Annotated in this window: 18 protein-coding genes and 1 pseudogene; 15 read left to right on the top strand and 4 right to left on the bottom strand. The window is 40.9% G+C overall.

Annotated elements, in window-relative coordinates:
* Window positions 1-95: 95 nt before the first annotated feature.
* On the top strand, window positions 96-1,655 hold the full coding sequence (locus CSV80_RS05245; RefSeq protein WP_099669789.1) for an FMN-binding glutamate synthase family protein: 1,560 nt from the start codon (window positions 96-98) through the stop codon (window positions 1,653-1,655).
* 40 nt (window positions 1,656-1,695) lie between these two features.
* On the opposite strand, the gene CSV80_RS05240 is transcribed toward CSV80_RS05245, so the two are convergent.
* Window positions 1,696-2,376, bottom strand: a complete 681-nt coding sequence (locus CSV80_RS05240) for a C40 family peptidase (RefSeq protein ID WP_099669790.1) — start codon at window positions 2,374-2,376, stop codon at window positions 1,696-1,698.
* Between the two features lie 182 nt (window positions 2,377-2,558).
* Window positions 2,559-3,188, bottom strand: a complete 630-nt coding sequence (locus CSV80_RS05235) for a YflT domain-containing protein (RefSeq protein ID WP_099669791.1) — start codon at window positions 3,186-3,188, stop codon at window positions 2,559-2,561.
* Between the two features lie 275 nt (window positions 3,189-3,463).
* Between CSV80_RS05235 and CSV80_RS05230 the strand changes: the two genes are divergently transcribed.
* The 4 genes and pseudogenes from CSV80_RS05230 (at window position 3,464) to CSV80_RS05215 (ending at window position 5,603) form a co-directional block, all read left to right on the top strand.
* Complete coding sequence (locus tag CSV80_RS05230; protein WP_029052611.1) at window positions 3,464-3,877, top strand: cation transporter dimerization domain-containing protein; 414 nt, start codon at window positions 3,464-3,466, stop codon at window positions 3,875-3,877.
* Between the two features lie 369 nt (window positions 3,878-4,246).
* Window positions 4,247-4,831 (top strand): TetR/AcrR family transcriptional regulator, encoded by a 585-nt coding sequence (locus CSV80_RS05225; protein ID WP_099669792.1) that lies wholly within the window; start codon window positions 4,247-4,249, stop codon window positions 4,829-4,831.
* Window positions 4,832-4,915: 84 nt separating this feature from the next.
* Window positions 4,916-5,236: pseudogene (locus CSV80_RS05220) on the top strand (DMT family transporter); the annotation flags it as partial.
* Between the two features lie 52 nt (window positions 5,237-5,288).
* Window positions 5,289-5,603, top strand: a complete 315-nt coding sequence (locus tag CSV80_RS05215; protein ID WP_029052608.1) for a DMT family transporter — start codon at window positions 5,289-5,291, stop codon at window positions 5,601-5,603.
* A 95-nt stretch (window positions 5,604-5,698) separates the two neighbouring features.
* On the opposite strand, the gene sda is transcribed toward CSV80_RS05215, so the two are convergent.
* Window positions 5,699-5,836, bottom strand: a complete 138-nt coding sequence (sda, locus tag CSV80_RS05210; protein WP_099669794.1) for a sporulation histidine kinase inhibitor Sda — start codon at window positions 5,834-5,836, stop codon at window positions 5,699-5,701.
* Window positions 5,837-6,602: 766 nt separating this feature from the next.
* Here sda and ilvD point away from each other — a divergent pair.
* The 9 genes from ilvD to CSV80_RS05165 all read left to right on the top strand — a co-directional run bounded on the left by ilvD (window position 6,603) and on the right by CSV80_RS05165 (window position 19,336).
* Entirely contained in the window at window positions 6,603-8,270 is a 1,668-nt protein-coding gene (ilvD, locus tag CSV80_RS05205) for a dihydroxy-acid dehydratase (RefSeq protein ID WP_099669795.1), read from the top strand.
* 356 nt (window positions 8,271-8,626) lie between these two features.
* The gene (gene ilvB / locus CSV80_RS05200; RefSeq protein WP_099669796.1) at window positions 8,627-10,372 is read left to right on the top strand and encodes a biosynthetic-type acetolactate synthase large subunit; all 1,746 of its coding nucleotides are present in this window, start codon (window positions 8,627-8,629) and stop codon (window positions 10,370-10,372) included.
* Window positions 10,369-10,887, top strand: coding sequence for an acetolactate synthase small subunit (gene ilvN / locus CSV80_RS05195; RefSeq protein WP_083035136.1), 519 nt, complete (start codon window positions 10,369-10,371; stop codon window positions 10,885-10,887). Before ilvB ends, ilvN begins: the two co-directional genes overlap by 4 nt.
* A 29-nt stretch (window positions 10,888-10,916) precedes the next feature.
* Entirely contained in the window at window positions 10,917-11,951 is a 1,035-nt protein-coding gene (ilvC, locus tag CSV80_RS05190; RefSeq protein WP_099669797.1) for a ketol-acid reductoisomerase, read from the top strand.
* The gene (locus tag CSV80_RS05185; protein ID WP_099671852.1) at window positions 11,938-13,479 is read left to right on the top strand and encodes a 2-isopropylmalate synthase; all 1,542 of its coding nucleotides are present in this window, start codon (window positions 11,938-11,940) and stop codon (window positions 13,477-13,479) included. The genes ilvC and CSV80_RS05185 overlap by 14 nt, the downstream gene beginning before the upstream one ends.
* 68 nt (window positions 13,480-13,547) lie before the next feature.
* Window positions 13,548-14,648, top strand: coding sequence for a 3-isopropylmalate dehydrogenase (leuB, locus tag CSV80_RS05180; RefSeq protein WP_099669799.1), 1,101 nt, complete (start codon window positions 13,548-13,550; stop codon window positions 14,646-14,648).
* 139 nt (window positions 14,649-14,787) lie between these two features.
* Window positions 14,788-16,200 carry a 3-isopropylmalate dehydratase large subunit gene (gene leuC, locus CSV80_RS05175; protein ID WP_099669800.1) on the top strand — a complete coding sequence of 471 codons (1,413 nt, stop codon included), beginning with the start codon at window positions 14,788-14,790 and terminating at the stop codon, window positions 16,198-16,200.
* Window positions 16,201-16,213: 13 nt separating this feature from the next.
* Entirely contained in the window at window positions 16,214-16,798 is a 585-nt protein-coding gene (gene leuD / locus CSV80_RS05170; RefSeq protein ID WP_099669801.1) for a 3-isopropylmalate dehydratase small subunit, read from the top strand.
* Window positions 16,799-17,050: 252 nt separating this feature from the next.
* Complete coding sequence (locus tag CSV80_RS05165; protein ID WP_233208467.1) at window positions 17,051-19,336, top strand: S-layer homology domain-containing protein; 2,286 nt, start codon at window positions 17,051-17,053, stop codon at window positions 19,334-19,336.
* Between the two features lie 404 nt (window positions 19,337-19,740).
* Here CSV80_RS05165 and CSV80_RS05160 read toward each other — a convergent pair whose 3' ends face one another.
* Window positions 19,741-21,765, bottom strand: coding sequence for an S-layer homology domain-containing protein (locus tag CSV80_RS05160; protein ID WP_099669802.1), 2,025 nt, complete (start codon window positions 21,763-21,765; stop codon window positions 19,741-19,743).
* 309 nt (window positions 21,766-22,074) lie between these two features.
* Here CSV80_RS05160 and CSV80_RS05155 point away from each other — a divergent pair, with 309 nt between their 5' ends.
* A complete protein-coding gene (locus CSV80_RS05155; protein ID WP_099669803.1) occupies window positions 22,075-23,544 on the top strand; it encodes an O-antigen ligase family protein in 1,470 nt (489 codons plus the stop codon).
* Window positions 23,545-24,141 lie beyond the last annotated feature (597 nt).

The following is a 24,141-nucleotide window of genomic DNA, read 5'->3' as shown; positions in this document are numbered from 1 at the left end:
CTTGACAACATTCAAGGAACAGGGCTTTTTTACGTTTAGTCAGCCGCTTATCAGGGGTACAGGTAAAGTACAGACAAATAGAAAGGAGTGGGGCTATGAATTGGTTAGAAGGCATCAATTTAACAACTTCATTGGTAGTGCTCATTATATTAGCCATTCCGATCAGTATGGGGATATTTCTATACTTTTTTGATCGAAGTCAGAAACAGCACGCAATTTTACGTAACTATCCAATCTTAGGTAGAGTTCGGTATATATTTGAAAAGGCGGGTCCAGAGGTTAGACAGTATTTATTTAATGATGATAATAGCGGCAAGCCATTCAGCCGCGAAGAATACTTACATATGGTGATGCCCGGGAAGTACTTAAACAGTATCATTGGTTTTGGGTCTAAACGAGACTACCAGGAACCTGGTCACTATATTCGTAATGCCATGTTCACGAAACAAAATGAGGAAATGCGTGTAGATAATGATAATCTATTGAAAACTATGCGCTATGAAGTAGAAACTGACAATTTATTCTCGCGCAAAGAACATCGTGAAGAAGTGACAACATTGCCTTGGTTGTTACCCGAGGAAGATGCGATTGTATTAGGACCAAATTGTGAGCATCCATTTGTCGTGCGTAGCTTATTGGGGCAGTCCGGTATGAGTTATGGTGCACTCGGAGACCATGCAATTACTGCACTATCTAAAGGTATTGGAATGGCGCAAGGTGCCTGGGTGAACACAGGTGAGGGTGGCGTATCAGACCATCACTTGGTAGGGGGCGCAGACATTATTGCGCAGATTGGATCGGGGTTATTCGGGTTCCGAACAGAAGATGGACAGTTCGATATTGAAAAAGTAAAAGAGAAAGCAAATATACCACAGGTTAAGGCGTTTGAGATCAAGTTGGCCCAAGGAGCAAAAATGCGTGGTGGACACGTAGAAGGCGAGAAAGTTACAGAAGAGATTGCGGCTATACGAAATGTGAAACCTTATACTTCTATTAACAGTCCGAACCGATTTAAACAGTTTCATGATTATCCGACACTGTTTTCATTCATTGAAGACATCCGCCATGCCGGTGGAATACCTGTAGGCATCAAAATAGTCATAGGTGGAAAGCAAGATGCTGAAGAATTGGCATCGTATATGGCTGAGACAGGAATGGGTCCTGATTTTATCTCACTCGATGGAGCAGAAGGGGGATCGGGGGCTACCTATCAAGACTTAGCGGATAGTGTGGGCTTACCACTTCGTTCGTCTCTTATTCTATTAGACGATGCGTTGCGTAAGTTTGAAGTGCGTGATCAAGTAAAGATTATTGCATCAGGGAAAATTATCACACCTGATAAAGCAGCAATTGCATTGGCTTTAGGTGCTGATTTGATACAAGTGGCACGTGGTTTCATGATTTCAGTAGGCTGCATTATGGCAGAGCGGTGCCATACGAATACATGCCCAGCTGGTGTCGCCACGACAGATCAAAGCTTACAGCGAGCACTTGTTGTAGAAGAAAAGAAATTCCGTGTAACCAATTATATTTTGACAATGAGAGAAGGATTATTCCGTGTGGCTGCGGCTGCGGGCTTAGATTCTCCAACAAAGTTTGAAAGGCATCATGTAATCTATAAAGATGAGCAGGGGAAAACTCATTCCATTGAATAAAAAAACGACCTGATGAATGTTCATCGGGTCGTTTTACTCATTATATTCTTCTGAAACTGTTGAATTTAGATTTCCAGTACGGATTGTTCAGGCTGACGACTTCGGACTTCTTGCCACCAGCATGAACAAATTTATTGTTTCCAATATAGATTCCTACATGCGAAATTCCTTTGCGGTATGTGTTATGGAAGAATACTAGATCTCCAGGTTTTGGTGATTTAATTTTTGATGATTGTTTGAATTGCCCGGTTGTTGTTCTAGCTACAGACTTACCATTCTTCTTGTATGAATACTGGATGAATCCACTGCAATCGAATCCCTTAGTTGTAGTGCCGCCAAAACGGTATGGGATTCCGCGCAAGTTCATTGCAGTTTTCACAACACCAGATCCTCCTTTAGTATGGGAAGCTGCTGCTACTGCTTTGCCTGTAGATCTCTTTAATAGAGAACTTGAAACATATCCTTTTTTACCATTAATCTTTACTTTATACCACAATTGTTTACCTGCATATTTTTGATGTGTCAGTTGAACGCGTGTACCTTTTTTTAATGTAAAGACTCTTCTATGTTGTGTTCCAGCATTTGCTCGAACGTTTGCATTATGTACTGTTATGTATGTACCACTTTTAGCTGTAGCTTTACTTGCTGCATCGGCTGTCCCGCCAGTGAACCCAACGAACATGGCTGATGCCATCAAAATTGAACATAAAAACTTTTTCATGAATGACTCTCCTCCGAAATAATAGATATCACTTTCTAGCTGCAAGTAATATCTTACACGACAGCTTAAGAGTGAAACATTACGTTCACATTAAGAAGAGGTTACAAGAAACGTGTTTTGTAAACAAATTGTAACAAAGTAAAGAGCCTTCCGTAGAAATGAAAGGCCCAAAACAAATATGATTATCTTTTAGGGAAAGTAGAAGGGTCTCCATCCTCAATTTGTTCGGATACTACGGCATCCTCTTCTTCAGAAGTAAGATCATTTGTCTGAATTGTATCGCCCCGATTGGTTGCTTGTAGAACTTCTGGTTGTGGAGGATTTTGCAAAGGCTCATATCCGCCATAAGACAGTTCAGATACTGCATCCTCAATAAATGGATCTGTCGTTCTATTGTGATCAACGACAGGTTTAGACGCACTAGGCGATAATCCTTCTGTAGAGATAGGCTCATCTTTCGAATACACGCTGTAAGCCAACCCTTCATCTACATATAGCATCATACCACCGTGTTGAACTTCTTCGTAATAGCGGTCTACTTGAATCGTGTCCATTCCGATGCCATACATCATTTGTTTGATCTGATTTTCGCCAGTTAAGAAGCCTATAAAGCGATCTGTCCACGTATCATATGCGGAGTACACATCTACGCCTGTTCGACTGCGTAGCATGGATACATCATTTTCATTTTTAGCGATTACATAAATATTATCATCGATATAACCTGTTTCTTTTAATTCCTCTATCTTACTTAGAAGATCAGCATCCTTGTAATATACGCCAATAAATGTCTTGCTTATGAGTTCATCCATTGTATCGCCTCCCTTTTTATAGTTGATTTATATAACATACCCATTTCACGTCCTACAAAAACCTTGCGAATGTTGGTAAAAGAATGGATTGTAGATACTGTTGTATTGTAAATTAAAAGAAGGAAGAGAAGCGTCAAGAAAGTCATATTCAAGTTTAGTCTTTTCGCCACATAACTGTTTGATAGTATGTTGCCTATTATCGAATTCTTTGTCAAGGTTTTACAAATATGATAGGATACACAATATAATGAACAAAAAGAAAGGATCGGTTTATCATGAAAAAAAGACAGATATTAGCTCCGCTTAGTCTATCACTTCTATTATTAGGAGCATGTAACGCGGATACTGACAACGAAAAAGAAGTGGACAAGGAACAAACCGAACCTACTGAAAATGTTGTTAAAGAACCTGTAGATAAATCTGATACAACGGCTTCTAATGATGAGTTAAAAGAAGAGTTTGAGAAAGAAGAAGGAGTATCGGAAGTAAGTTTAATCATTACTGAAGATGCAGGTGGTTTCGTCTTGCTGGACTTTGAAGTTACCGAAGACATGAAAAAAGAAGATGCTGAAAAAATTAGTAAAAAATACTACGAACGTCTTGAAAAAGAGTATCCAGAACATAGCATTGATATTCAAGCACGTAAAAGTGGAGAAACATTCGTACAAGAAACAAAAGAAGTCAAATAATGAACGTAAAAATACCGTCCTGTCAAAGGACGGTATTTTTATCGTTACAACTCATAGATTATTATTCAGCTATTCCTACTACTCGAACAAATAGATTGAACGTATTGAATACAATTAAGAATAACGAATTTTCTAGATGGCGTATATGAGTATTGTTTTACTATTTACAGTATATAGCGCGTCAGCAACAGAAAATAACGCGTTTCCTGAAATAAAGACGAATCATCTTATAGTTTTGATGTGTACTTTGCATCAAATGATGGTAGATTTAAAGAGTATTAAGTAAATCCGGAAGTAATTATTGTCATTACCTGTAAGAAAAGAATAGTACGATATACTAATTAGAATCTATAGAGAGTGGGGAATTCATTGGGGAAAAAGACAGCGATTATACATTCGGCTATAGAAGTGTTTCAAGAGCAAGGGATTGAGAAGACGAAGATCTCCGATATCGTCAAGCGTGCAGGGATTGCGCAAGGAACATTTTATTTATACTTTCCGTCAAAATTATCCCTTATGCCTGCAATTGCGGAAGTGATGGTCATGAAAACGATTGAAATCGTCAAACTAACGGTTGATGATGAAGCAACGTATCCAAAACAGTTCGAACAAATGGTAGATGCAATATTTAAAGTGAACAAAGAGTATTACGAAATATTAGCCGTCATCTATTCAGGAATAGCTTCAACGGAACATATTCGCGAGTGGGAATCCGTATACGCACCATTTTATGAATGGATTAGCGAAAAGCTTGAAGCTGCCAAAATAGCAGGCGCGGTTCGCCAATCGATCAAACCTGAACGGACAGCAAAGATCATTATTGGTCTTATTGAATCAGCGGCTGAGCAAGTATTCCTTTACGCTCAACATGATGAAAGTGAAGCGGATAGACAGAAAGAAGAGGTCCTCGATTTTATATCTCATGCACTGCAATTTCAAACAGTGAAAGGTTAACATAGCAATATGTTAGCTTTTATGATAAAATGAATGATAGTCAGTCATATAAATGAACTAAGAAATAAAATTGGAGTGAATGGTATGAATAAAGCATGGTTATATGTCGCATTAACTAGTTTTTTTGAATTAGTGTGGATTTTTGGTTTTAACACAGCGACTCACTGGTGGCACTGGATATTTATCGTAGGGTTTATATTTGTGGATTTTCATTTCCTCACAAAAGCCTGCGAGGGGCTACCGACAGGAACGGTCTATGCAATATTTGCTGGAATCGGAACAGTGGGTACATCGTTAATGGATGTCATGTTCTTCGGAGAGCATATTAGTATAGGGAAGATCTTTTTCATCTTCCTCCTAGTGGTTGGTGTAGCAGGATTAAAGATAGCGGATGGGCAGGATGAAAAGAAAGCGGATGGGCAGGATGAAAAGAAAGCGCTGGAGGGAGTGAAAGACGATGGGTTGGATTCTAGTATTATTGGCAGCTCTAAGTGAGTTTGCAGGTGTAATCGGGTTGAAAAAGTTTAGTGAGAACAAGACATTGGGTAACGGCTTGCTATACTACGGAGGGTTCGGTATCGCGTTCTTCTTTCTGTATAACTCCTTTAAGTTCCTGCAAGTTAGTACAGCTTATGCCGTGTGGATTGGTATAGGTACAGCGGGTGCCGTACTCATCAATATGGTGTTCTTCGGTGAATCGAAGAGTACAGGTAGAGTAGTGAGTCTTATTCTGATCGTTATCGGCGTAGTTGGACTCAAAGCGTTATCATAAAATATATCTCCTTAAATAGAAGGAGATGTACTTATAGAATGGAAAACGGACATGCCTATGGAAAAAGGCATGTCCGTTTTATTGTATCCGAAAGATCAGCTACTGAGTTTTATCGATTCCAAGGCACGTTTACGTATCTCGCGTTCCAACAGTTGGATGAATTCCAGATTTAGATGGTATTTTTGAGCTTGTTGATAGGAATAGATCAACAATTGATCCGATAAATGTAGCACAGTAGAACCGCCTCCTTTAGGATGAATAGATTGTAATCAGTCTGCATGCTTCTCTCTAGATGTTATCTCTTACTTTACCAAAGGAATCTAAAAAGAACAAGCGTTCGAATTATCCACAATGTTGGTGGGTAAGTTGTGGGTAATATGTGAATGGTATACAGAAACTGCCAATATATGCGGTGGATAATGTGTATAGAGTTATGAACAAAATATAAATGTCGAATACTGTCGAGCGAAACTTGTCATAAACTTACTAGCATTCTACATACTTAACGAAAAAATATGGTTTCTTGAATAGGAGAGGTAGAACATTAGTTGAAGTCTACACTTATTGATTCGTAAGTAGATGAGAGAGTTACAATGAAACAAAGCGAAAAATCTGATTGATGCATACAAAGCAAAAGAGGCTAGACAGAATGTTGAATAAATGTACAAACTCTACCTTCTATTTGCATAATAAGGATATTGTCTGGATTTTCTTTTATTTAATGAAAGAAACAAGCTCAAATACAAAATAAATTTCAAATATTTCGATATGCAATATATCGCTATATGTCGCGTGTGTAAGCGTATTCAGACGTTTTAAATTAGTCACAATTAACGAAAAACTTTAAAAATACGGTTGACCTTTATTCGTATTCAAGATATGATTACAGCAATCTAGTTCATAGCGGTGAACAATTCACTAGCTGTTCAGAATATTCAACTGAATGCAATTGATGTAATTAGCAATTGATTCGTTCAATTAGTTTAGGAGAGATTGCAAATGAGAAGTGACATGATTAAAAAAGGAATCGATCGTGCACCACATCGTAGCTTACTATATGCAGCTGGTGTTAAAACGAAAGATATGAACAAACCATTTATCGGAGTGTGTAACTCTTATATAGATATCATTCCGGGACATATGCACTTAAACAAATTCGCGGAAGTAGTGAAAGAAGCGATTTGGGAAGCGGGCGGCGTACCGTTTGAATTTAACACAATCGGTGTTGATGACGGTATTGCAATGGGGCATATCGGTATGCGTTATTCATTGCCAAGTCGTGAGTTAATAGCAGACTCAGCAGAAACAGTCATTAATGCGCACTGGTTTGATGGAGTCTTCTATATACCTAACTGTGACAAAATTACTCCCGGCATGTTGATGTCGGCTGTTCGAACAAACGTCCCTTCGGTATTCGTTTCCGGTGGACCGATGGAGGCAGGTGTTTCCGCAACAGGTGAAACACTATCATTGACTTCCGTGTTTGAAGGTGTAGGAGCATACAAGAGCGGCAATATGACAGCTGAAGCGTTGCTCGACATCGAGCAAAATGCTTGTCCGTCATGCGGATCTTGTTCGGGAATGTTTACAGCGAACTCTATGAATTCATTAATGGAAATGCTCGGTATGGCTCTTCCAGGAAATGCGACAATCCTTGCCACATCGGATGATCGTCATCAGTTAATCAGAGATGCAGTAAAACATTTGATGAATTGTATCGAAAAAGATATCAAGCCGAGAGACATTATCACGAAAGAAACAATCGACGATGCATTCGCACTTGATATGGCAATGGGTGGTTCGACTAATACAGTCCTTCATACATTAGCCATCGCTCACGAAGCAGAAATTGATTACGATATTGAAGATGTAAATGATGTAGCCAAACGTGTACCTTACCTATCGAAAATTATGCCAGCATCTGATTACTCGATGCATGACATTCATCTAGCCGGTGGTGTGAGCGCAATTATCAATGAATTGTGTAAAATTGATGGAGCGATCCACAAAGATCGGGTTACGATCACAGGTAAGACGATTGCAGAAGATGTCGCAGGTCATGAAATTACAAATACAGATGTCATACGAACGAAAGATGATCCATATAGTCCAGTAGGTGGCTTGTCCATTCTATTTGGTAATATCGCACCTGAAGGTTCTGTCATTAAAGTGGGGGCAGTTGATCCTTCTATCAAGGATTTCAGAGGTGAAGCGATTGTCTTTAACTCACAGGAAGAAGCTCAAGAAAATATTGATAATGACACTGTAAAAGCAGGCCACGTTGTCGTCATTCGATATGAAGGACCTAAAGGTGGACCGGGAATGCCAGAAATGCTGGCACCGACCTCCGCAATTATGGGGAAAGGGCTTGGTAAGGAAGTTGCTTTAATTACCGATGGTCGTTTCTCTGGGGCATCACGAGGTATATCCATTGGACATATCTCACCAGAAGCAGCATCCGGTGGACCGATCGCACTTGTAGAGAATGGAGATATTATCGAAATTGATTTAACAAATCGTACGATCGAATTGATAGTATCTGATGAAGTTCTTGCAGAACGTCGTCATGCACTGGAACCATTTGAACCTAAAATTAAAAAAGGGTATCTTGCTAGATATTCTCAACTAGTCACTTCAGCAAGTACTGGCGGAGTCATGAAAATTTAATATACAAAACGTTGATGAGGTTAAAGTAGATAGAGAGTGTATTCACAGAGAGCCGGCGGTGCTGCGAGCCGGTAATACAGCTATTTGCGACATCCCCTCGGAGTGGATTGCTAAAAGGTATACCGATTAGGCAGTCCCGGGCTCGATATTCGGGCTCGTTAGCAATGAGAAAGTACAGCTTCGGCTTGCTTTCTCATAAGGTGACAAACGTCACGAACTAGGGTGGTACCATGAAAGCTTTTTCATCCCTATGTAAAGAGAGTAGTATTCTTTGCGTGGGATGAAAAGGTTTTTTTTTAGGGGAAAACGTCATTGGTCAATATATATATAGTTGAAAATGTAAGGAGGAGTTCAGTATGAGTGCTGAAGTACAGGAAAAACAGACTGCATCTATGCCAAAGGAACAAGCCATAAATAAACTTGCAGATGGTTCTGCAATCTTGATTCAATCGCTTAAAGAACAGAATGTAGAAATCATCTTTGGATATCCCGGAGGAGCAGTTCTCCCAATCTATGATGCGCTATATAACGACCCAATACCACACGTATTAGCACGTCACGAGCAAGGGGCAATCCACGCAGCAGAAGGATATGCGAGAGTGTCCGGAAAGACAGGGGTAGTCATTGCTACATCAGGTCCTGGCGCAACGAACTTAGTAACGGGAATTACAGATGCCATGATGGACTCGCTTCCATTAGTAGTTATTACAGGCCAAGTAGCGACTACAGTGATTGGATCGGATGCTTTCCAGGAAGCGGATATTATAGGGATTACTCAACCTATTACAAAACATAACTATCAAGTGCAAAGTGTAGCGGACATCCCACGTATTATGCGTGAAGCTTTCCATATTGCTTCTACCGGAAGACCAGGACCAGTCGTTGTCGACGTACCAAAAAATATCGCAACAGATCTCTTTATTCCTGTCGAAAAAGAAAGTAAAGAAGTGAATTTGCCTGGTTATCAGCCAACTACTACACCTAATTATCTGCAAATTCAAAAAGCTTCAAAAGCGATCTCTGAAGCGAAAAAGCCTATGATCCTTGCCGGTGCAGGTGTACTTCATGCAGGTGGAACGACCGAGCTGAAAGAGCTTGTCGAAACGCATCGTATTCCAATCGTCAATACATTACTAGGCTTGGGTACAATCCATGGGGAACATGAACTATTCTACGGAATGGCTGGAATGCACGGTACGGCAACTGCCAACTATGCACTAAGCGAATGTGATTTACTTCTCAATGTCGGTGCCCGTTTTGATGACCGTCTAACTGGTAACTTAGATGCGTTCTTGCCGAATGCACGTGTTATCCATATTGATATCGATCCAGCAGAGATTGGTAAAAACGTGGTTACTGAAATTCCGATTGTATCTGATGCGAAAGAAGCGTTAACAGCATTGCTGAAAGCGGATTTCAAATCACCGGATACAACAGAATGGGTGGGCTATTTGAATGGTTTAGCAGACCAATATCCACTTTGGTATCAAAAGGACGAGGAAGCTTTATTACCTCAACAAGCTCTCGAAATCATTCATCGGATTACAAATGGTGATGCAATTGTTACGACAGATGTTGGACAGCACCAAATGTGGACGGCTCAATATTATCGTTTCAACAATCCGGACAACTGGGTAACATCAGGCGGATTAGGAACAATGGGCTTTGGCTTCCCAGCAGCAATCGGTGCACAGCTTGCAAGACCAAAAGCGCGTGTAATTGCAGTTGTTGGAGACGCAGGTTTCCAAATGACAGCACAAGAGCTATCACTTCTTCAAGAAATGCGTATTCCCGTGAAAGTCATCATTTTAAATAACGGTGCACTAGGTATGGTACGTCAGTGGCAAGAGACATTCTATGAGGAACGCTATTCACAGTCGCTAGTTCCTGTACAGCCAGACTTTATTAAATTGGCGGAAGCATACGACCTAAAAGGATATCGTATCCACAATTTAGAAGAAGCTGAAAAAGTATTTACAGAAGCGCTATTATCTGACGAGCCGGTCTTGATCGATTGCCGAGTGAAACAACGTGAAAACGTCTATCCGATGGTTGCTCCAGGTAAAGGATTACAAGACATGATTGGAGTGAGTCCTCAGTGAAACGAATTATTACAGTAACAGTAATTAATCAGAGCGGGGTATTAAACCGTGTAACGGGACTGCTGATGAAGCGTCAATTCAATATAGAAAGTATTACCGTTGGTGCTACGGAACAGCCGAATAGATCCAAGATGACATTCCAAGTTCACGTTGAAGATGAAAACAAAATTGAGCAACTTGTAAAACAGCTGCAAAAGCAGATTGATGTTATTACAGTGAAAGATATAACAGACAAAGCAATCGTGTTACGTGAGTTAGCGCTAGTAAAGGTCATCTCACCACCACAGATTCGCTCTGAAATGAATAGTATTGTGGAACCTTTCCGTCCAACTATAGTTGATTCCGGAAAAAATGTAGTAACTTACCAAGTAACGGGTGACCCAGATAAAATCGAAGCGTTTATCGATTTGCTGAAACCATATGGCATCAAAGAATTAACACGAACTGGAGCAACCGGCTTTGCCCGTGATATGCAAAAAGTTCAAGCACCACAGTTGTCTATTTTAAAGCAGTAATACACACACACACTTAGGGGGAAATAAAAATGACAAAAATGTATTATAACCAGGATATCAATGAAGGACTATTAGAAGGTAAAACAATCGCAGTAATCGGATACGGTTCACAAGGCCACGCACACGCGCGTAACTTGAAAGATTCAGGCTTTAACGTAGTTGTAGGAGTTCGTGCTGGTAAATCATTTGATCAAGCAAAAGCAGACGGTCTTGAAACACTTTCGGTAAAAGAAGCTTCTGAAAAAGCAGATTTGATCATGATCTTACTTCCAGATGAAAACCAAAAAGCAATCTATGATGCAGAAATCGAACCTGCTCTTGCTAAAGGAAAATCTTTAGTATTCGCTCACGGTTTCAACGTACACTTCGGTGAAATCAAACCACCTGCTGACGTAGATGTATTCCTAGTAGCTCCAAAAGGACCAGGACACCTTGTACGTAGAACATTCGAAGCTGGCGGCGGTGTTCCTGCACTATTCGCAGTGTATCAAGACGTATCTGGCCAAGCAAAAGACGTAGCTCTTGCGTATGCAAAAGGTATCGGATCTGCTCGTGGCGGCGTTTTGGAAACAACTTTCGAAGAAGAGACAGTTACGGATCTATTCGGAGAGCAAGCAGTACTTTGCGGTGGATTGACTTCACTAGTTAAAGCTGGATTCGAAACACTAGTAGAAGCTGGATACCAGCCTGAACTAGCGTATTTCGAAACATTGCATGAAACAAAACTAATTGTTGACTTGATGTATGAAGGCGGAATGGCTGGAATGCGTTATTCAATCTCTGACACTGCAGAGTGGGGCGACTTCGTTTCCGGACCACGCGTAGTCGATGCAGATACAAAAGCACGTATGAAAGATATTCTTACTGACATCCAATCAGGTAAGTTCGCAAAAGAATGGATCGAAGAGAATGAAAACGGACGTCCTAATTTTAATGCAATCGAAGAAGCAGAAGCTAAGCATCAAATCGAAGAGGTAGGACAGAAGCTTCGTTCTATGATGCCATTCATCAACGAAGGAGCTAAATCAAAAGAGGAAGAAGTGGTAGCGAGTGAGAAAAATTGATCTTTTCGATACAACTCTTCGCGATGGTGAGCAATCTGCAGGTATTAATCTAAATACAGTAGAGAAATTAGAAATTGCTCGTCAGCTAGAAAAACTTGGGGTAGCAGTTATTGAAGCAGGATTTCCTGCTTCCTCCCCAGGTGATTTTGATGCCGTTCAACGCATTGCCAACACAGTAAAAAATTCTACTGTTACGGGTCTTGCTAGAGCAATGAAGAATGATATTGATATATCATGGGAAGCTTTACGTGGCGGAGAACAGCCACATATCCATGTATTTTTAGCAACATCACCGATTCATATGGAGTATAAGTTAAAGAAGTCTCCAGACGAAGTAGTCGATATTGCAGTAGATGCAGTTAAATACGCTAAACAGTATTTCCCACTCGTACAGTGGTCAGCAGAAGATGCTTTCCGTTCTGATAAGGAATACCTGGTACGTATTATTAATAAAGTAATCGAGGCAGGGGCTACAACGATTAATGTTCCAGATACTGTGGGCTATGCAACACCGGCAGAATACGGCGCTCTATTCAAGTATTTGAAAGAGAACGTAAGAGGAATAGAGAAAGTTAAGCTTTCAGCTCATTGTCATGATGATCTTGGAATGGCCGTTGCCAACTCCATTGCGGCAGTTGAGAATGGTGCAGATCAAGTAGAATGTACGATTAATGGGATTGGAGAGCGCGCAGGCAATGCAGCATTAGAAGAAATTGCTGTCGCGATGCACATCCGTAAAGACTTCTATAACATGGAAACTGGAATCAACTTGAAAGAAATCAAAAAAGCAAGTCAGCTTGTTAGTCGTTTGACAGGGGTAGTCATCCAGCCAAACAAAGCAGTTGTCGGAAAGAATGCATTCGCCCATGAATCGGGTATTCACCAGGATGGCATGCTGAAAAACCGTGAAACATACGAAATTATTACACCTGAATTAATTGGTGAAACGGATATTCCGCTAGCGTTAGGTAAACACTCCGGACGTGCTGCGTTCAAAGATCGGGCAATGACAATGGGGTTTGAACTGACTGATCAACAATTGAATGAAGCGTTTGATGACTTCAAAAAATTAGCAGATCGTAAAAAGGAAATTACGGAAGACGATTTGTTTGTTCTTTTCACAGGACAACAATTGGCCGATACGGATACACCAATTTACGAATTGCATAACGTTCAAGTACAATACGGAACGAATAATATTCCGACAGCTACGGTGACAGCAACAGTGCCTAGCGGAGAAACAGTTACTGTGGCAACAACTGGTGCAGGATCTGTTGAATCCATCTTTAACGCACTGGAATTGGCCATTAAAGGTGAAGTACTCATTCTGGATTATCGTGTAACATCGATCGGTAAGGGCCGCGATGCACTGGGAGAGGCAGTAGTCAACTTAAGACATAACGGACTCGAGCTTACAGGCCGAGACGTAGCGCAAGACGTACTAGAAGCGTCTGCAAAAGCTTATTTGAATGCTATCAACCGTCAACTAGTTCGCGAACAATTGCGGAAAGAAGAGTTAATGAAATAAGCAACATATATCAAAGTGATAGAGTATTCGATCGAGTGATACGAGATTGATCAAGGAGGAGAAGTTCTATGGAAAAGAAAGTAGCGGTATTACCCGGTGACGGCATAGGCCCCGAGGTAGTAGCAGAGGCAGTCAGAGTATTGGAAGTGATCGGCAGACGTTTTAACCATACATTCCATACAGAATATGGACTTATCGGTGGAGCGGCGATTGATGAAAAGAATGACCCACTTCCTAAAGAGACAATTGAGTTATGTGAGTCAAGCGACGCCATTCTTCTAGGAGCAGTGGGTGGCCCTAAATGGGATCAGAATCCATCTGAATTACGACCGGAAAAAGGGTTGCTTGCGATACGTAAACATTTTGATCTATTTGCAAACCTTCGTCCTGTTGCAGCTGTACCTTCTTTGATCCAAGCTTCTCCTTTAAAAGAAGAAATCGTCAAAGAAGTCGATATGATGATTGTTCGGGAATTAACTGGAGGTCTTTACTTCGGTAAACCGAGCCGTCACACAGATCAATCGGCTGTTGACACGCTTGTATATACACGTGAGGAAATCGAACGTATTGTCGACAAAGGTTTCGAGTTGGCTCGCCTACGTAAAGGCAAAGTAACTTCTGTGGACAAAGCGAATGTGCTCGAATCCAGTAAGCTGTGGAGAAAGATTGTAGAAGAGAAAAAAGCGCAGTATCCAGATGTAGAAGTAGAGCATCAGCTAGTGGACTCCGCAGCCATGAAGTTAATTACAAATCCTGCATATTTTGATGTAATCGTTACAGAGAACATGTTTGGAGATATTTTGAGTGATGAAGCTTCAGTCATTACAGGATCACTTGGATTACTACCATCAGCGAGTGTACGTTCAGACGGTTTAGGTCTATATGAGCCAGTACACGGTTCAGCGCCGGATGTAGCAGGGCAAGGAGTAGCAAATCCAGCGGCAACTATTCTTTCTGTCGCAATGATGTTGAAGTATTCATTTGGATTAGAAACTGAAGCAACAGCGATTGAAAAAGCAGTCAATACAGTATTTGAAGAAGGTCACTTTACAGCAGATTTAGCTGGTAAAGAGCAACGTTCATTAACGACTAAAGAATGGACAGATAAGATTGTAGATGAACTGGATCTTCAGTTCGTTTCCAATAGTATCATGTACTCGTATATTTAAAAAATACCGCTGTCTACGTCTCGACATGCACATGAGGGCATACCGAAACTGGTGCGCCCTTTCTGTGTAGTTAGACCGAAATAGACGAACTGAATCATATGCCGAACGTAAAGGCAAGGGCTGGGAAGGGGAAACAATTATGGCTAAAACAATTATTGAGAAAATATGGGATGAGCATATTGTATATGAGGAAGAGGGAAAGCCTGATCTACTATATATTGATCTTCATTTAATTCATGAAGTGACATCACCACAGGCATTTGAAGGGTTACGTCTAGCGAACCGTAAAGTGCGTCGTCCGGATCTTTGCTTCGCTACTATGGATCACAACGTCCCGACAAAAAACTTACCGGTAATCAATGACCCGATTGCCCAAAAACAAATTACTACACTTGCAAAAAACTGTGAAGAGTTCGGCGTTCAATTGGCGGATATGCAACATCCTGACCAAGGTATTGTGCATATTATCGGTCCTGAACTTGGATTGACACAGCCAGGAAAGACCATTGTGTGTGGTGACAGCCATACTTCAACACACGGTGCATTCGGAGCGATTGCGTTCGGTATCGGAACGAGTGAAGTAGAGCACGTATTATCTACACAAACACTATGGCAAGGTAAACCGAAAACGATGGAGATCCGCGTGACAGGTAAAATCGGCTTTGGGGTCACGGCTAAAGATATTATTCTTGCGATCATTTCGAAGTTTGGAATTGGCGTCGGTACTGGACATATCGTCGAGTATACAGGAGAAGCAATTCGCGGACTTACAATGGAAGAACGTATGACAATTTGTAATATGTCCATTGAAGCGGGAGCAAAAGCAGGTTTGATTGGTCCGGACGAAACTACAATCAATTATTTACGTGGCCGTCGTTACGCACCACAAGGTGAAGAATTTGAAGCGGCAGCAGAGCGTTGGCTCGCATTGAATACAGATGAAGGTGCAACATATGATCAAGTGCTTGAAATTCATGCAGATGAAATCGAACCATTCGTAACGTGGGGAACGAACCCATCTATGGGATCTGGAATTTCGTCTACTATTCCTACAACTGCAGACTATGTATCAGAGACAGATAAATCTGCACTTCGTTCCGCAATGGAATATATGGGACTAGAAGAAGGAATGGCGTTAACGGATATTGAAATTCAGCACGCATTTATCGGTTCATGCACCAATGCGCGTCTTAGCGACTTGGAAGCAGCAGCGAATGTCGTAAAAGGTAAGCACGTTCATCCTACTGTGACTGCAATTGTCGTACCTGGTTCACGTACAGTAAAAAAGCAGGCGGAAGAAATCGGTCTTGATAAAATCTTCACAGATGCAGGTTTTGAGTGGAGAGAGTCAGGATGTAGTATGTGCTTAGCTATGAATGATGATGTAGTTCCAGCGGGCGAACGCTGTGCTTCTACATCTAACCGGAACTTTGAAGGACGCCAAGGTGCAGGCTCACGCACACATCTAGTCAGCCCATCCATGGCTGCAGCGGCTGCCCTACACGGACATTTCGTAGATGTTCGTAAAATTGATGCAGCTGTGCAAATTTGAGGAGGGTATTCAGATGGAACCAATTAATAAAATAGAGAGTGTACTCACTCCATTAGATAAAAATAACGTAGATACAGATCAAATTATTTCTAAGGAATTCTTAAAACGCATTGAGCGTACTGGGTTCGGAAAATATTTATTTTATCATTGGCGTTTTAATGCAGATGGCACGAAAAACGAAGAATTCGTGTTAAATGATCCTCGATTTGACGGTTCAACTATTTTGGTTGCACATGAAAACTTCGGTTGTGGATCCTCTCGCGAACACGCACCTTGGGCAATTTTGGATTACGGATTCCGTGTAGTTATTGCTCCAAGCTTTGCAGATATTTTCTATAATAACTGCTTCAAGAATGGGATTTTACCGATTACACTATCTGTTGCAGAAATTGATGAATTTCTACGAAAAGGGAAAGAAGTTCCGTATACATTAACAGTTAGTCTTGAAGACCAAACTGTAGCAGGGGAAGACGGTTCGATGTACGGCTTTGATATCGATCCGTATTATAAAAAGATGTTGTTGAACGGGTGGGATGAAATTTCCCTGACATTCCAATATGAAGACAAGATTTCAGAGTACGAACAAAAGCATGCATAGTTCAAAACAGTTCATCGCTTACTAAGCATGAACTGTTTTTTACATATTAAAAGTAAAGTGTGTAATTTTGAAACTATTTCTGTTTTTCTGCGTCTGTACGGTGCGATTATGGAGAAACGGAAGATGGTCTGAGTAAATTTCATAGCTAGATTTCATGGAAACCTCATCCTTTACAATGATGGTCCAAATGAAAAGTTAGGTATGCTATAATTGTCGAAGGAAACTACATACTATAACCAAGAAATTCAAAGAATGGGGTTGATTTTAAAGATGTTCAGCGCATCAAAGAAAAATACATACGCAATTTTTAATTCATTGCTGATCGCGGCGTTAGTATGCTTTATCGCACTGCCAATACATGCGAAAGCAGAAACAGTAAATCAGCGTTTCTCCGATGTCAGCAATGAATATTGGGCAAAAGATGAAGTAACACAGCTTGTCGAAGAAGGAATCATTAACGGTTATCAAGATTTACAATACCGTCCAGGTGTCAGCATCAAACGTGGGCAAGCCGCAAACTTGCTGACTGCCGCATTGCAATTACCTGAAGCTCCCTATCAGCCGATATTCAAGGATGTTAGCGCAAAGTCTTCCCATTTACGCGGTGCCATGTCTACTTATCAAGAAGGCATATTTAGAGGGAAGCCCGATGGTAATTTCGGTGTTAGTGATGAATTAACACGTGAACAAATGGCAAGTGTGTTAGTCAATGCATTTAAATTGAAAGATACAGGTGAAAAAGTACATTTTACTGATGAGAAGAGTATTAGTGAATCTCACAGATACGGCGTAAAAGTACTTATGCAGCACGGTATTACAACAGGTAAAGAGGATGGATCATTTGCTCCAAAACTTTCTGTTAACCGTGGTTCATTTGCTGTATTCCTACATAGAGCAATGATTCAAGCAGGAATGCTCGAAAAAAAGCAACCGATTGTTTTCAATAAAACACAAACTATGGGGAAATTCGAACCCATTCGTTTTGAACAATTTATTACGGAAGTTCCTTTGACGCAAGAAGGACAGACATACTTGCGTTCAAACCATTTCATGTCTTTATCAGCTAAACGGGTAAAAACACATGGGCATGCAACGGATCATATTTATGTCTATGGAGTCAGTGAAAGAAAAAGCACAAAAGTTACTGTAACGAAACGAGAATTGCCAAACGGTGATTATTTTACATTCGTAGAGTTGAGAAACCCTGACCGTCTACCGATTCGTGTCGACTTGGTACGAATTGATGGAGGCATCCAAACGAATACAATAGAACGTTTTGACAAGTTCCCAATGAAAAAAGATGTGGATGATACATTCGGATTCGACATTGCTACTTCGCCAGTGGGTGTGCTTGAAACGATTTCACAACAAGGCACTGGACAGCAAATGATATCAAAAACATATCGTTCACGTGAGCTTGAGTTAAAGTATCGTAATGGTGCAGTCAGCCGTACACGAGAACTACAGGATGAAAAAGAAACTTACAGCAATATTCTAATGGGCGATAACCGCGTATCGGTTTATGAGTTGAATTCTAGAGGATACGATGTTGTGGATCAATGGTATCTTGCATCCAATAAAAAACTCTTCTCATCAAAAGAAAGATTGGATTCATGGCTTCGGGAATCCATTACCAACTATAAAAAGCGCAATAAATGGTATACAGCTGAAGGGCCATACAATAAGATGGCGACAACTATCGAACCTATGCCTGCTTCAGGGCGAGGATATGGTCGTAATTTACTTCTAGTAAAAGAAGATCGTGTCATGCTGTTATACAACCAAACGAAAGAACGCTATTATGAAGATATTTTGCATAACTCCTTTACGAACCTAGCCGTCTTTAGAGGGAGTAAGACATATTGGGAAACTGAAGTGACGAGTACGTATTTGACAAATTTATATAACTTCACCGCACCATTTGTCGATACACGTTTCAATGAACAGATTGCCTTATTCCTTTATAATGGTGGTAAAGCATTCAATCATAAAGACTACAATGAAGGCTTGCGTAACTATGCGAACTTGCTTGTACAGCAACATAGAAAAGGGAATGTAAACTTCTTGTCTCCAACTGCATACTATATCCCAGATTACTTCCCAGCAAAATCGCAGGTGAAGACTCATACGTCAATGAACCATTTACTTGGCGGCATGAACATTCTCTTACTCGCATTCCAAGAGTTCAATGATCCAGTCTATTTGGAAAATGCTAGTGCTATTGAAAAAGCGATACGCTTCGAAGAAAAGAACTGGACCCGTCCAAACGGTGACATTTGGTACAAACGTGCGCCAAATGGTCAGTTTTCAGGAACAGATTATGTTCATCTGACATTGGAAGACTTGATTTACTCTTATGAAAAGTGGTCACAAATCGATCAGTCGAAAGCTAAAGTATTCGAGCGGATGATTAAGTCGAAGGCTGGTTATTTGAACAGTACGAAAAAAGGATATACGACCAAGATCAAAGAAGGTCTGAAACGAATCAACATGTCCAACTTATTGCCGGCAGGTAAAGAGTATACGGACGCATTATAATGATGAAGACACCATCTCCGTTAGTCTGGGAGATGGTGTTTTGCTGTTTTATTGAGCAATTAAGGGGGAGGGCAATGTTGATTGATGTTCAAGGTGGATTCGAGGTCATCCTTCTGAAGATTAATAGAGCGGTTACTAACGGGCATAGAGCGCTTGCTGAGGTTCATAGAGCGATTAATTAGTTAGATAGAGCGCTTTCGAGGGATTATAGAGCACTTCTGAAGGTTTATGAGCGGATATCGCGGAACTATGAGCGTTTCCTCTTAAGGAAATGACACTAAGTTGATTGTAAGTAGATGACTGCGACTGCCGACCAATCAACATTGCTTCCTCTTCTTAATTCACTCATCGCACTAAAAACCACCGTCTCCTAAACTGCCGGAGATGGTGGTTTCATTGTTTATTTAATTAACGAGTGTAACGAGATCGGAACGAATCCAGCCGTATGGTTCATTGATTTGTGTCGTTCCTGGATTGATATCCATACGCACCTTGTACCAAACAAAGCCATCTGCGCCTGTCGTACGATCTGTAACAATCAACGGATAACCGAATGCTGCCAGATTGCCTGGATGCTTAGGCTTGTACGAGAATAAAATATTATTCCTATTCACCGTTTCAGGGCTTGTCCGGATATTGACTGCTGTATTGCCTGTATATGAAATCACAGCTAATTGCGCTTGGTTTGCATCTTTATTCCCGAGGAACTGATCGATACGCCACATATGGCCCGCAATCTTGCTTCCCCAGAAAGGATCAGATGCATACTTCATATTGAAGCCGACTGCTTTATTACCTGGAGCTGCACCATTGGCATACGCGCCGAGTGGATTCGCATAGTTTAAGTTGATGTAGCGAGTGATGAATGCATCGACACTTCTTGTAGGGCTACCATAGACTTCACCTTTATCCGGTGAAGAGTCGAATACGCGGATACCGAAAATGTTGTTTTTCTGCTGCGCATTGCCGCTCATTCCGTAATCACTCTCATGTATAGCTGTTGCTAAGATGAACATCGCATTGACGTTATGCTGTTTCTCCATTTGTTTCACATACGTACCTAGTCCGATTAATTTCGACTTGGATGTAGCATTTTTATAGCGTGCAATACCTGTTTTCTGTCTTGCTTGTAATGCGTTAGAAATAAAGCGATCTAGTTCCTGCCCAGTGTAAGTAGAAGGCTGGCGCACCGATTGGAATTGGAAGTATGGATAATAGGTAATCATTGCGGAACCGTTCAATTCTTTAAAGTGAACTCCATCGTTACTCGTATAGGTCTGTCCTTTTTTCATTACAGGAGAAGCTGGGCCTACTGTATACTCTGCGTAACTACCTTTATACTGTTTCGTTTTTGCATCGTATGTACGATAGTATGGTTGGTGAATTAGTAAGCCATCACTTGTTACTTTGTACTGGCTTGCACCTTTAGATAACAGTGAAGGGACTAGATCAATTTCTGCGTGTTTCGCATAATAGGTATAGCCGCCTATATCTACTACAACGCGTTCTGGGCTACTGCCTATATAGTCCAGTTCATAACCTTTCTGCACATATGTCACTTCGTTTTTCAATGCAGGATCACTATATAGTGACGTATACTGCTTTGGGTTTTCTGAAGCAAACGCCTGACCTGACTTCATCTTGATAATTTTATTATGAACGGAAATCGTTTGAATGATGGAAGAAGCATTGTATGCTGCTAATGCGTCTTCAAACGTGATGTATGATTCATCCGTTACATTCAGCTGACTGTTGGAAATCGAGCTGACTTTATGCACTTTAGGATTGTCTGTACCGCCAACATTCGTAGGGGGACGGGTATTACCTTTTCCGTCAGCAACTGCGAACATACGGAATAAAAATGCAGAAGCATGAGCAATCGTTGCGTTACTTGTCGGTTTAAAATAGCCTTGATCTCCACGTATGATATTCAATGAAGAAGCCGCTGATACAGCCGGTATGAAGTTTGTCGAGATTTTCTTGCTATCCTTAAATTGAACGGTCTTTGAATTGACAGGGATGTCAAGGAAACGGAATGCTTTAAATATCATGCCTGCCATTTGCTGTCGGGTAATCTGCTGATTCGCTTTGAATGTACCATCAGGATAGCCTGCTAAAATTCCAGCACCTGCAGCGTTTTGAATTTCAATTGTACGGGAATGATTTGCTTTTAAATCTTTAAAGGTATATCTTGTCGAAGCAGGTAATGCGAGTGAACGTGCCAAATACGAAGCAAACTCACCTCGTGTAACTGCGCGATTCGGATAGACATTCCCCTTTGTGTCCTTTTGGATAACCCCTTTATCTACCCAAAATGTCAGTTCTTGTTGCATTTGATGACTAGTGAAATCATTTGCACTCGCCACCGGCGTGAAGATAGGAGAAGCAATTAAAAGCAATAGTGTCAGTACTGTAATCAAACGTTTCAAATCAAAACCTCCTATATAAATCTCCTACTATTGTAGCAGAAAGGACTAGTATTGGTAAGCAACTTTTGATATATTAATAGACTATTATTATAATAAATTCCTATATAATGAATGGTACATATAGATCGATAGGGTGAAAATGCATACTAATTATGTATCATACTTATCAAAGAGGAAATACCAAATATAGCAATAAACGACAATCTACAATTATTCAAGAAGATGCAACGAAAGCTTTCACTATTCCGTCCTAGATAGTGATATAATGCAACAAGGAACTAGCAAGCGTAGAAAGGGTTTTATAGACTAATGAATATATGGAAAGAGCGATTAGAAAAACAAACCATAAGTACAATACTGATTGCAGTAGCTGTGATGCTCATCGCATTATTACTACCGTCAAAAATAGCTTTGCTTGGAACGACCTTATTTTTTGTCCTATTTGCTATTATTAAACCACAGCAAAGTATTCTATTTCTGGTGATTTACGTCAACATACGACCATTTTTGCTGGAAGTAAACAGTGGGATGAAGTTAATAGGAGATTTAATTATCTTTGTCGTATTTACGTGGACGTTGTTCCATTATCGACATAATCTTCGTTCTCTATTTACATTTAAATGGTTTGAGTGGTCCTACTTTGCCTTTATTTTATTTGGCTCGATCGTAGGGTACTTAAATGACGTCACACCAACGTCTATCATTTTCCAAGTTCGAACATTTTTGATTATGTATTTGCTTTACTACATCATTTCAAGAATGACGTTGACGAACAAATGGCTACAACAACTTGCGTGGGCGACGGTCTGGTTGAACGTTGTCATGTCACTTCATGGCTTGGTGGAAAAACTGTCACTGCGTCAGTGGCTACTACCTGAAGAATGGAAGTATAAAGTTTTATCGGCAACTAATGCCGTGCGTATTTACGGACTTACTGGTAATCCGAACTCTTTGGCTTTATCCTTATTTTTCGGGATTATCGGGATCATTTATTTGCAACATGTGTACCAGCAAAATAAATACAAATGGACATTCCGTGTATTGCTCGTATTGTTCTTCGGAATACTAGTTCTTACGTATTCAAGAGGAACGTGGATTTCAGCAGTGGTGTTCGGTGTTGTCTTCATCCTCATGACGAAAAAATGGTATCTTCTGAAACGACTGGTGATTGCAGGTGTCGCTTCGATTATCCTAATATATTATCCAGTAAACTTGGCTGTACAATATATACAAACGTTGGGCGTAGAAGTAGAACAGAAGCCTGACGGGGCCGGAAGTATCGGGGGACGCTTCGGCGAAACGTTTGATGAGAAGAACTTAGCCCTCATGACTGAAAGCGGACGATTCTTCTATATTAGTAAGGGTTTTGAAATCTTCGGTGACCATCCTATCACGGGCACCGGATTCGGTTCATTCGGCGGTTCAGCCACATTATCGTACGGGTCACCGATTTATGATCACTATGGTATAAGTTCGGATATCTATGGTGGGAAATATTTCTATTCAGACAATCAATATATTCAAGTTATTGCAGAAACCGGTGTAATTGGAGTACTGATTTTTGCACTCTTCCTGTTAAGTATGCTGCGGCTCTTCTGGCAATCACGTCATACGAACTTCGGTGTGTTTATGATTGCACTATGGTTTTCAACAGGCGTTTCCGGAATGTACTATAATATCTGGGAACTGAAGATGTATACATTGTTCTACTTTATCTTGCTTGGCGTATTTGTTGCGTTTAGCAAGCAGCAAGACACATCGAAGCCTACGAATGGTTAACCATTCGTAGGTTTTTTTTATTTGGCTTGTCCGCGCGTAGTTTTGTGTAAGTGATCTTAGTAACGGCTTAACCGCTCATAGTTCTTGTGCACCCGCTCAATGTCGTCTGGTATCCGCTCATAGCTATCCCGGAAGCGCTCAATGCGACCTGCCATCCGCTCATAGCTACCCTGCAAGCGCTCATTGCCACCTACCATCCGCCCATAACCACCCCGCAAGCGCTCAATGCGACCTGCCATCCGCTCATAGCTACTTCGCAAGCGCTCAATGAGACCTGCCATCCGCACATAACCACCCCGCAAGCGCTCAATGCGACCTGCCATCCGCTCATAGCTACCTCGTAAGCGCTCAATGGGACCCGCCATCCGCTCATATTTACCTCGCAAGTGCTCAATGCATCCCGCCAACCGCTCATAGCTACCCCGCAAGCGCTCATTGCCACCTACCATCCGCCCATAACCACCCCACAAGCGCTCATTACTCTAGCCAAGACCCATCCCCCCGACCTAAAACAAGTAAAAAAACGCCATAAACCCAATCCATCACTTCAAGAAAACCAAAAATCGCTCTCAAATTCCATAAATTTTCTTTTCTTTA

Source organism: Sporosarcina sp. P12(2017) (assembly GCF_002743035.1).
Taxonomy (GTDB): Bacteria; Bacillota; Bacilli; order Bacillales_A; family Planococcaceae; genus Sporosarcina; species Sporosarcina ureae.
The sequence above is the reverse complement of the archived record's forward strand: the minus strand, read 5'-3'. Positions and strand labels throughout refer to the sequence as shown.

Coding starts and splice junctions, on each gene's coding strand:
- CSV80_RS05245 (WP_099669789.1), top strand. CDS start 96: ATGAATTGGTTAGAAGGCATCAATTTAACAACTTCATTGGTAGTGCTC.
- CSV80_RS05230 (WP_029052611.1), top strand. CDS start 3,464: ATGAAAAAAAGACAGATATTAGCTCCGCTTAGTCTATCACTTCTATTA.
- CSV80_RS05235 (WP_099669791.1), bottom strand. CDS start 3,188: ATGGATGAACTCATAAGCAAGACATTTATTGGCGTATATTACAAGGAT.
- leuC (WP_099669800.1), top strand. CDS start 14,788: ATGGCTAAAACAATTATTGAGAAAATATGGGATGAGCATATTGTATAT.
- leuB (WP_099669799.1), top strand. CDS start 13,548: ATGGAAAAGAAAGTAGCGGTATTACCCGGTGACGGCATAGGCCCCGAG.
- CSV80_RS05165 (WP_233208467.1), top strand. CDS start 17,051: ATGGGGTTGATTTTAAAGATGTTCAGCGCATCAAAGAAAAATACATAC.
- CSV80_RS05215 (WP_029052608.1), top strand. CDS start 5,289: ATGGGTTGGATTCTAGTATTATTGGCAGCTCTAAGTGAGTTTGCAGGT.
- leuD (WP_099669801.1), top strand. CDS start 16,214: ATGGAACCAATTAATAAAATAGAGAGTGTACTCACTCCATTAGATAAA.
- CSV80_RS05240 (WP_099669790.1), bottom strand. CDS start 2,376: ATGAAAAAGTTTTTATGTTCAATTTTGATGGCATCAGCCATGTTCGTT.
- ilvD (WP_099669795.1), top strand. CDS start 6,603: ATGAGAAGTGACATGATTAAAAAAGGAATCGATCGTGCACCACATCGT.
- ilvB (WP_099669796.1), top strand. CDS start 8,627: ATGAGTGCTGAAGTACAGGAAAAACAGACTGCATCTATGCCAAAGGAA.
- CSV80_RS05155 (WP_099669803.1), top strand. CDS start 22,075: ATGAATATATGGAAAGAGCGATTAGAAAAACAAACCATAAGTACAATA.
- ilvC (WP_099669797.1), top strand. CDS start 10,917: ATGACAAAAATGTATTATAACCAGGATATCAATGAAGGACTATTAGAA.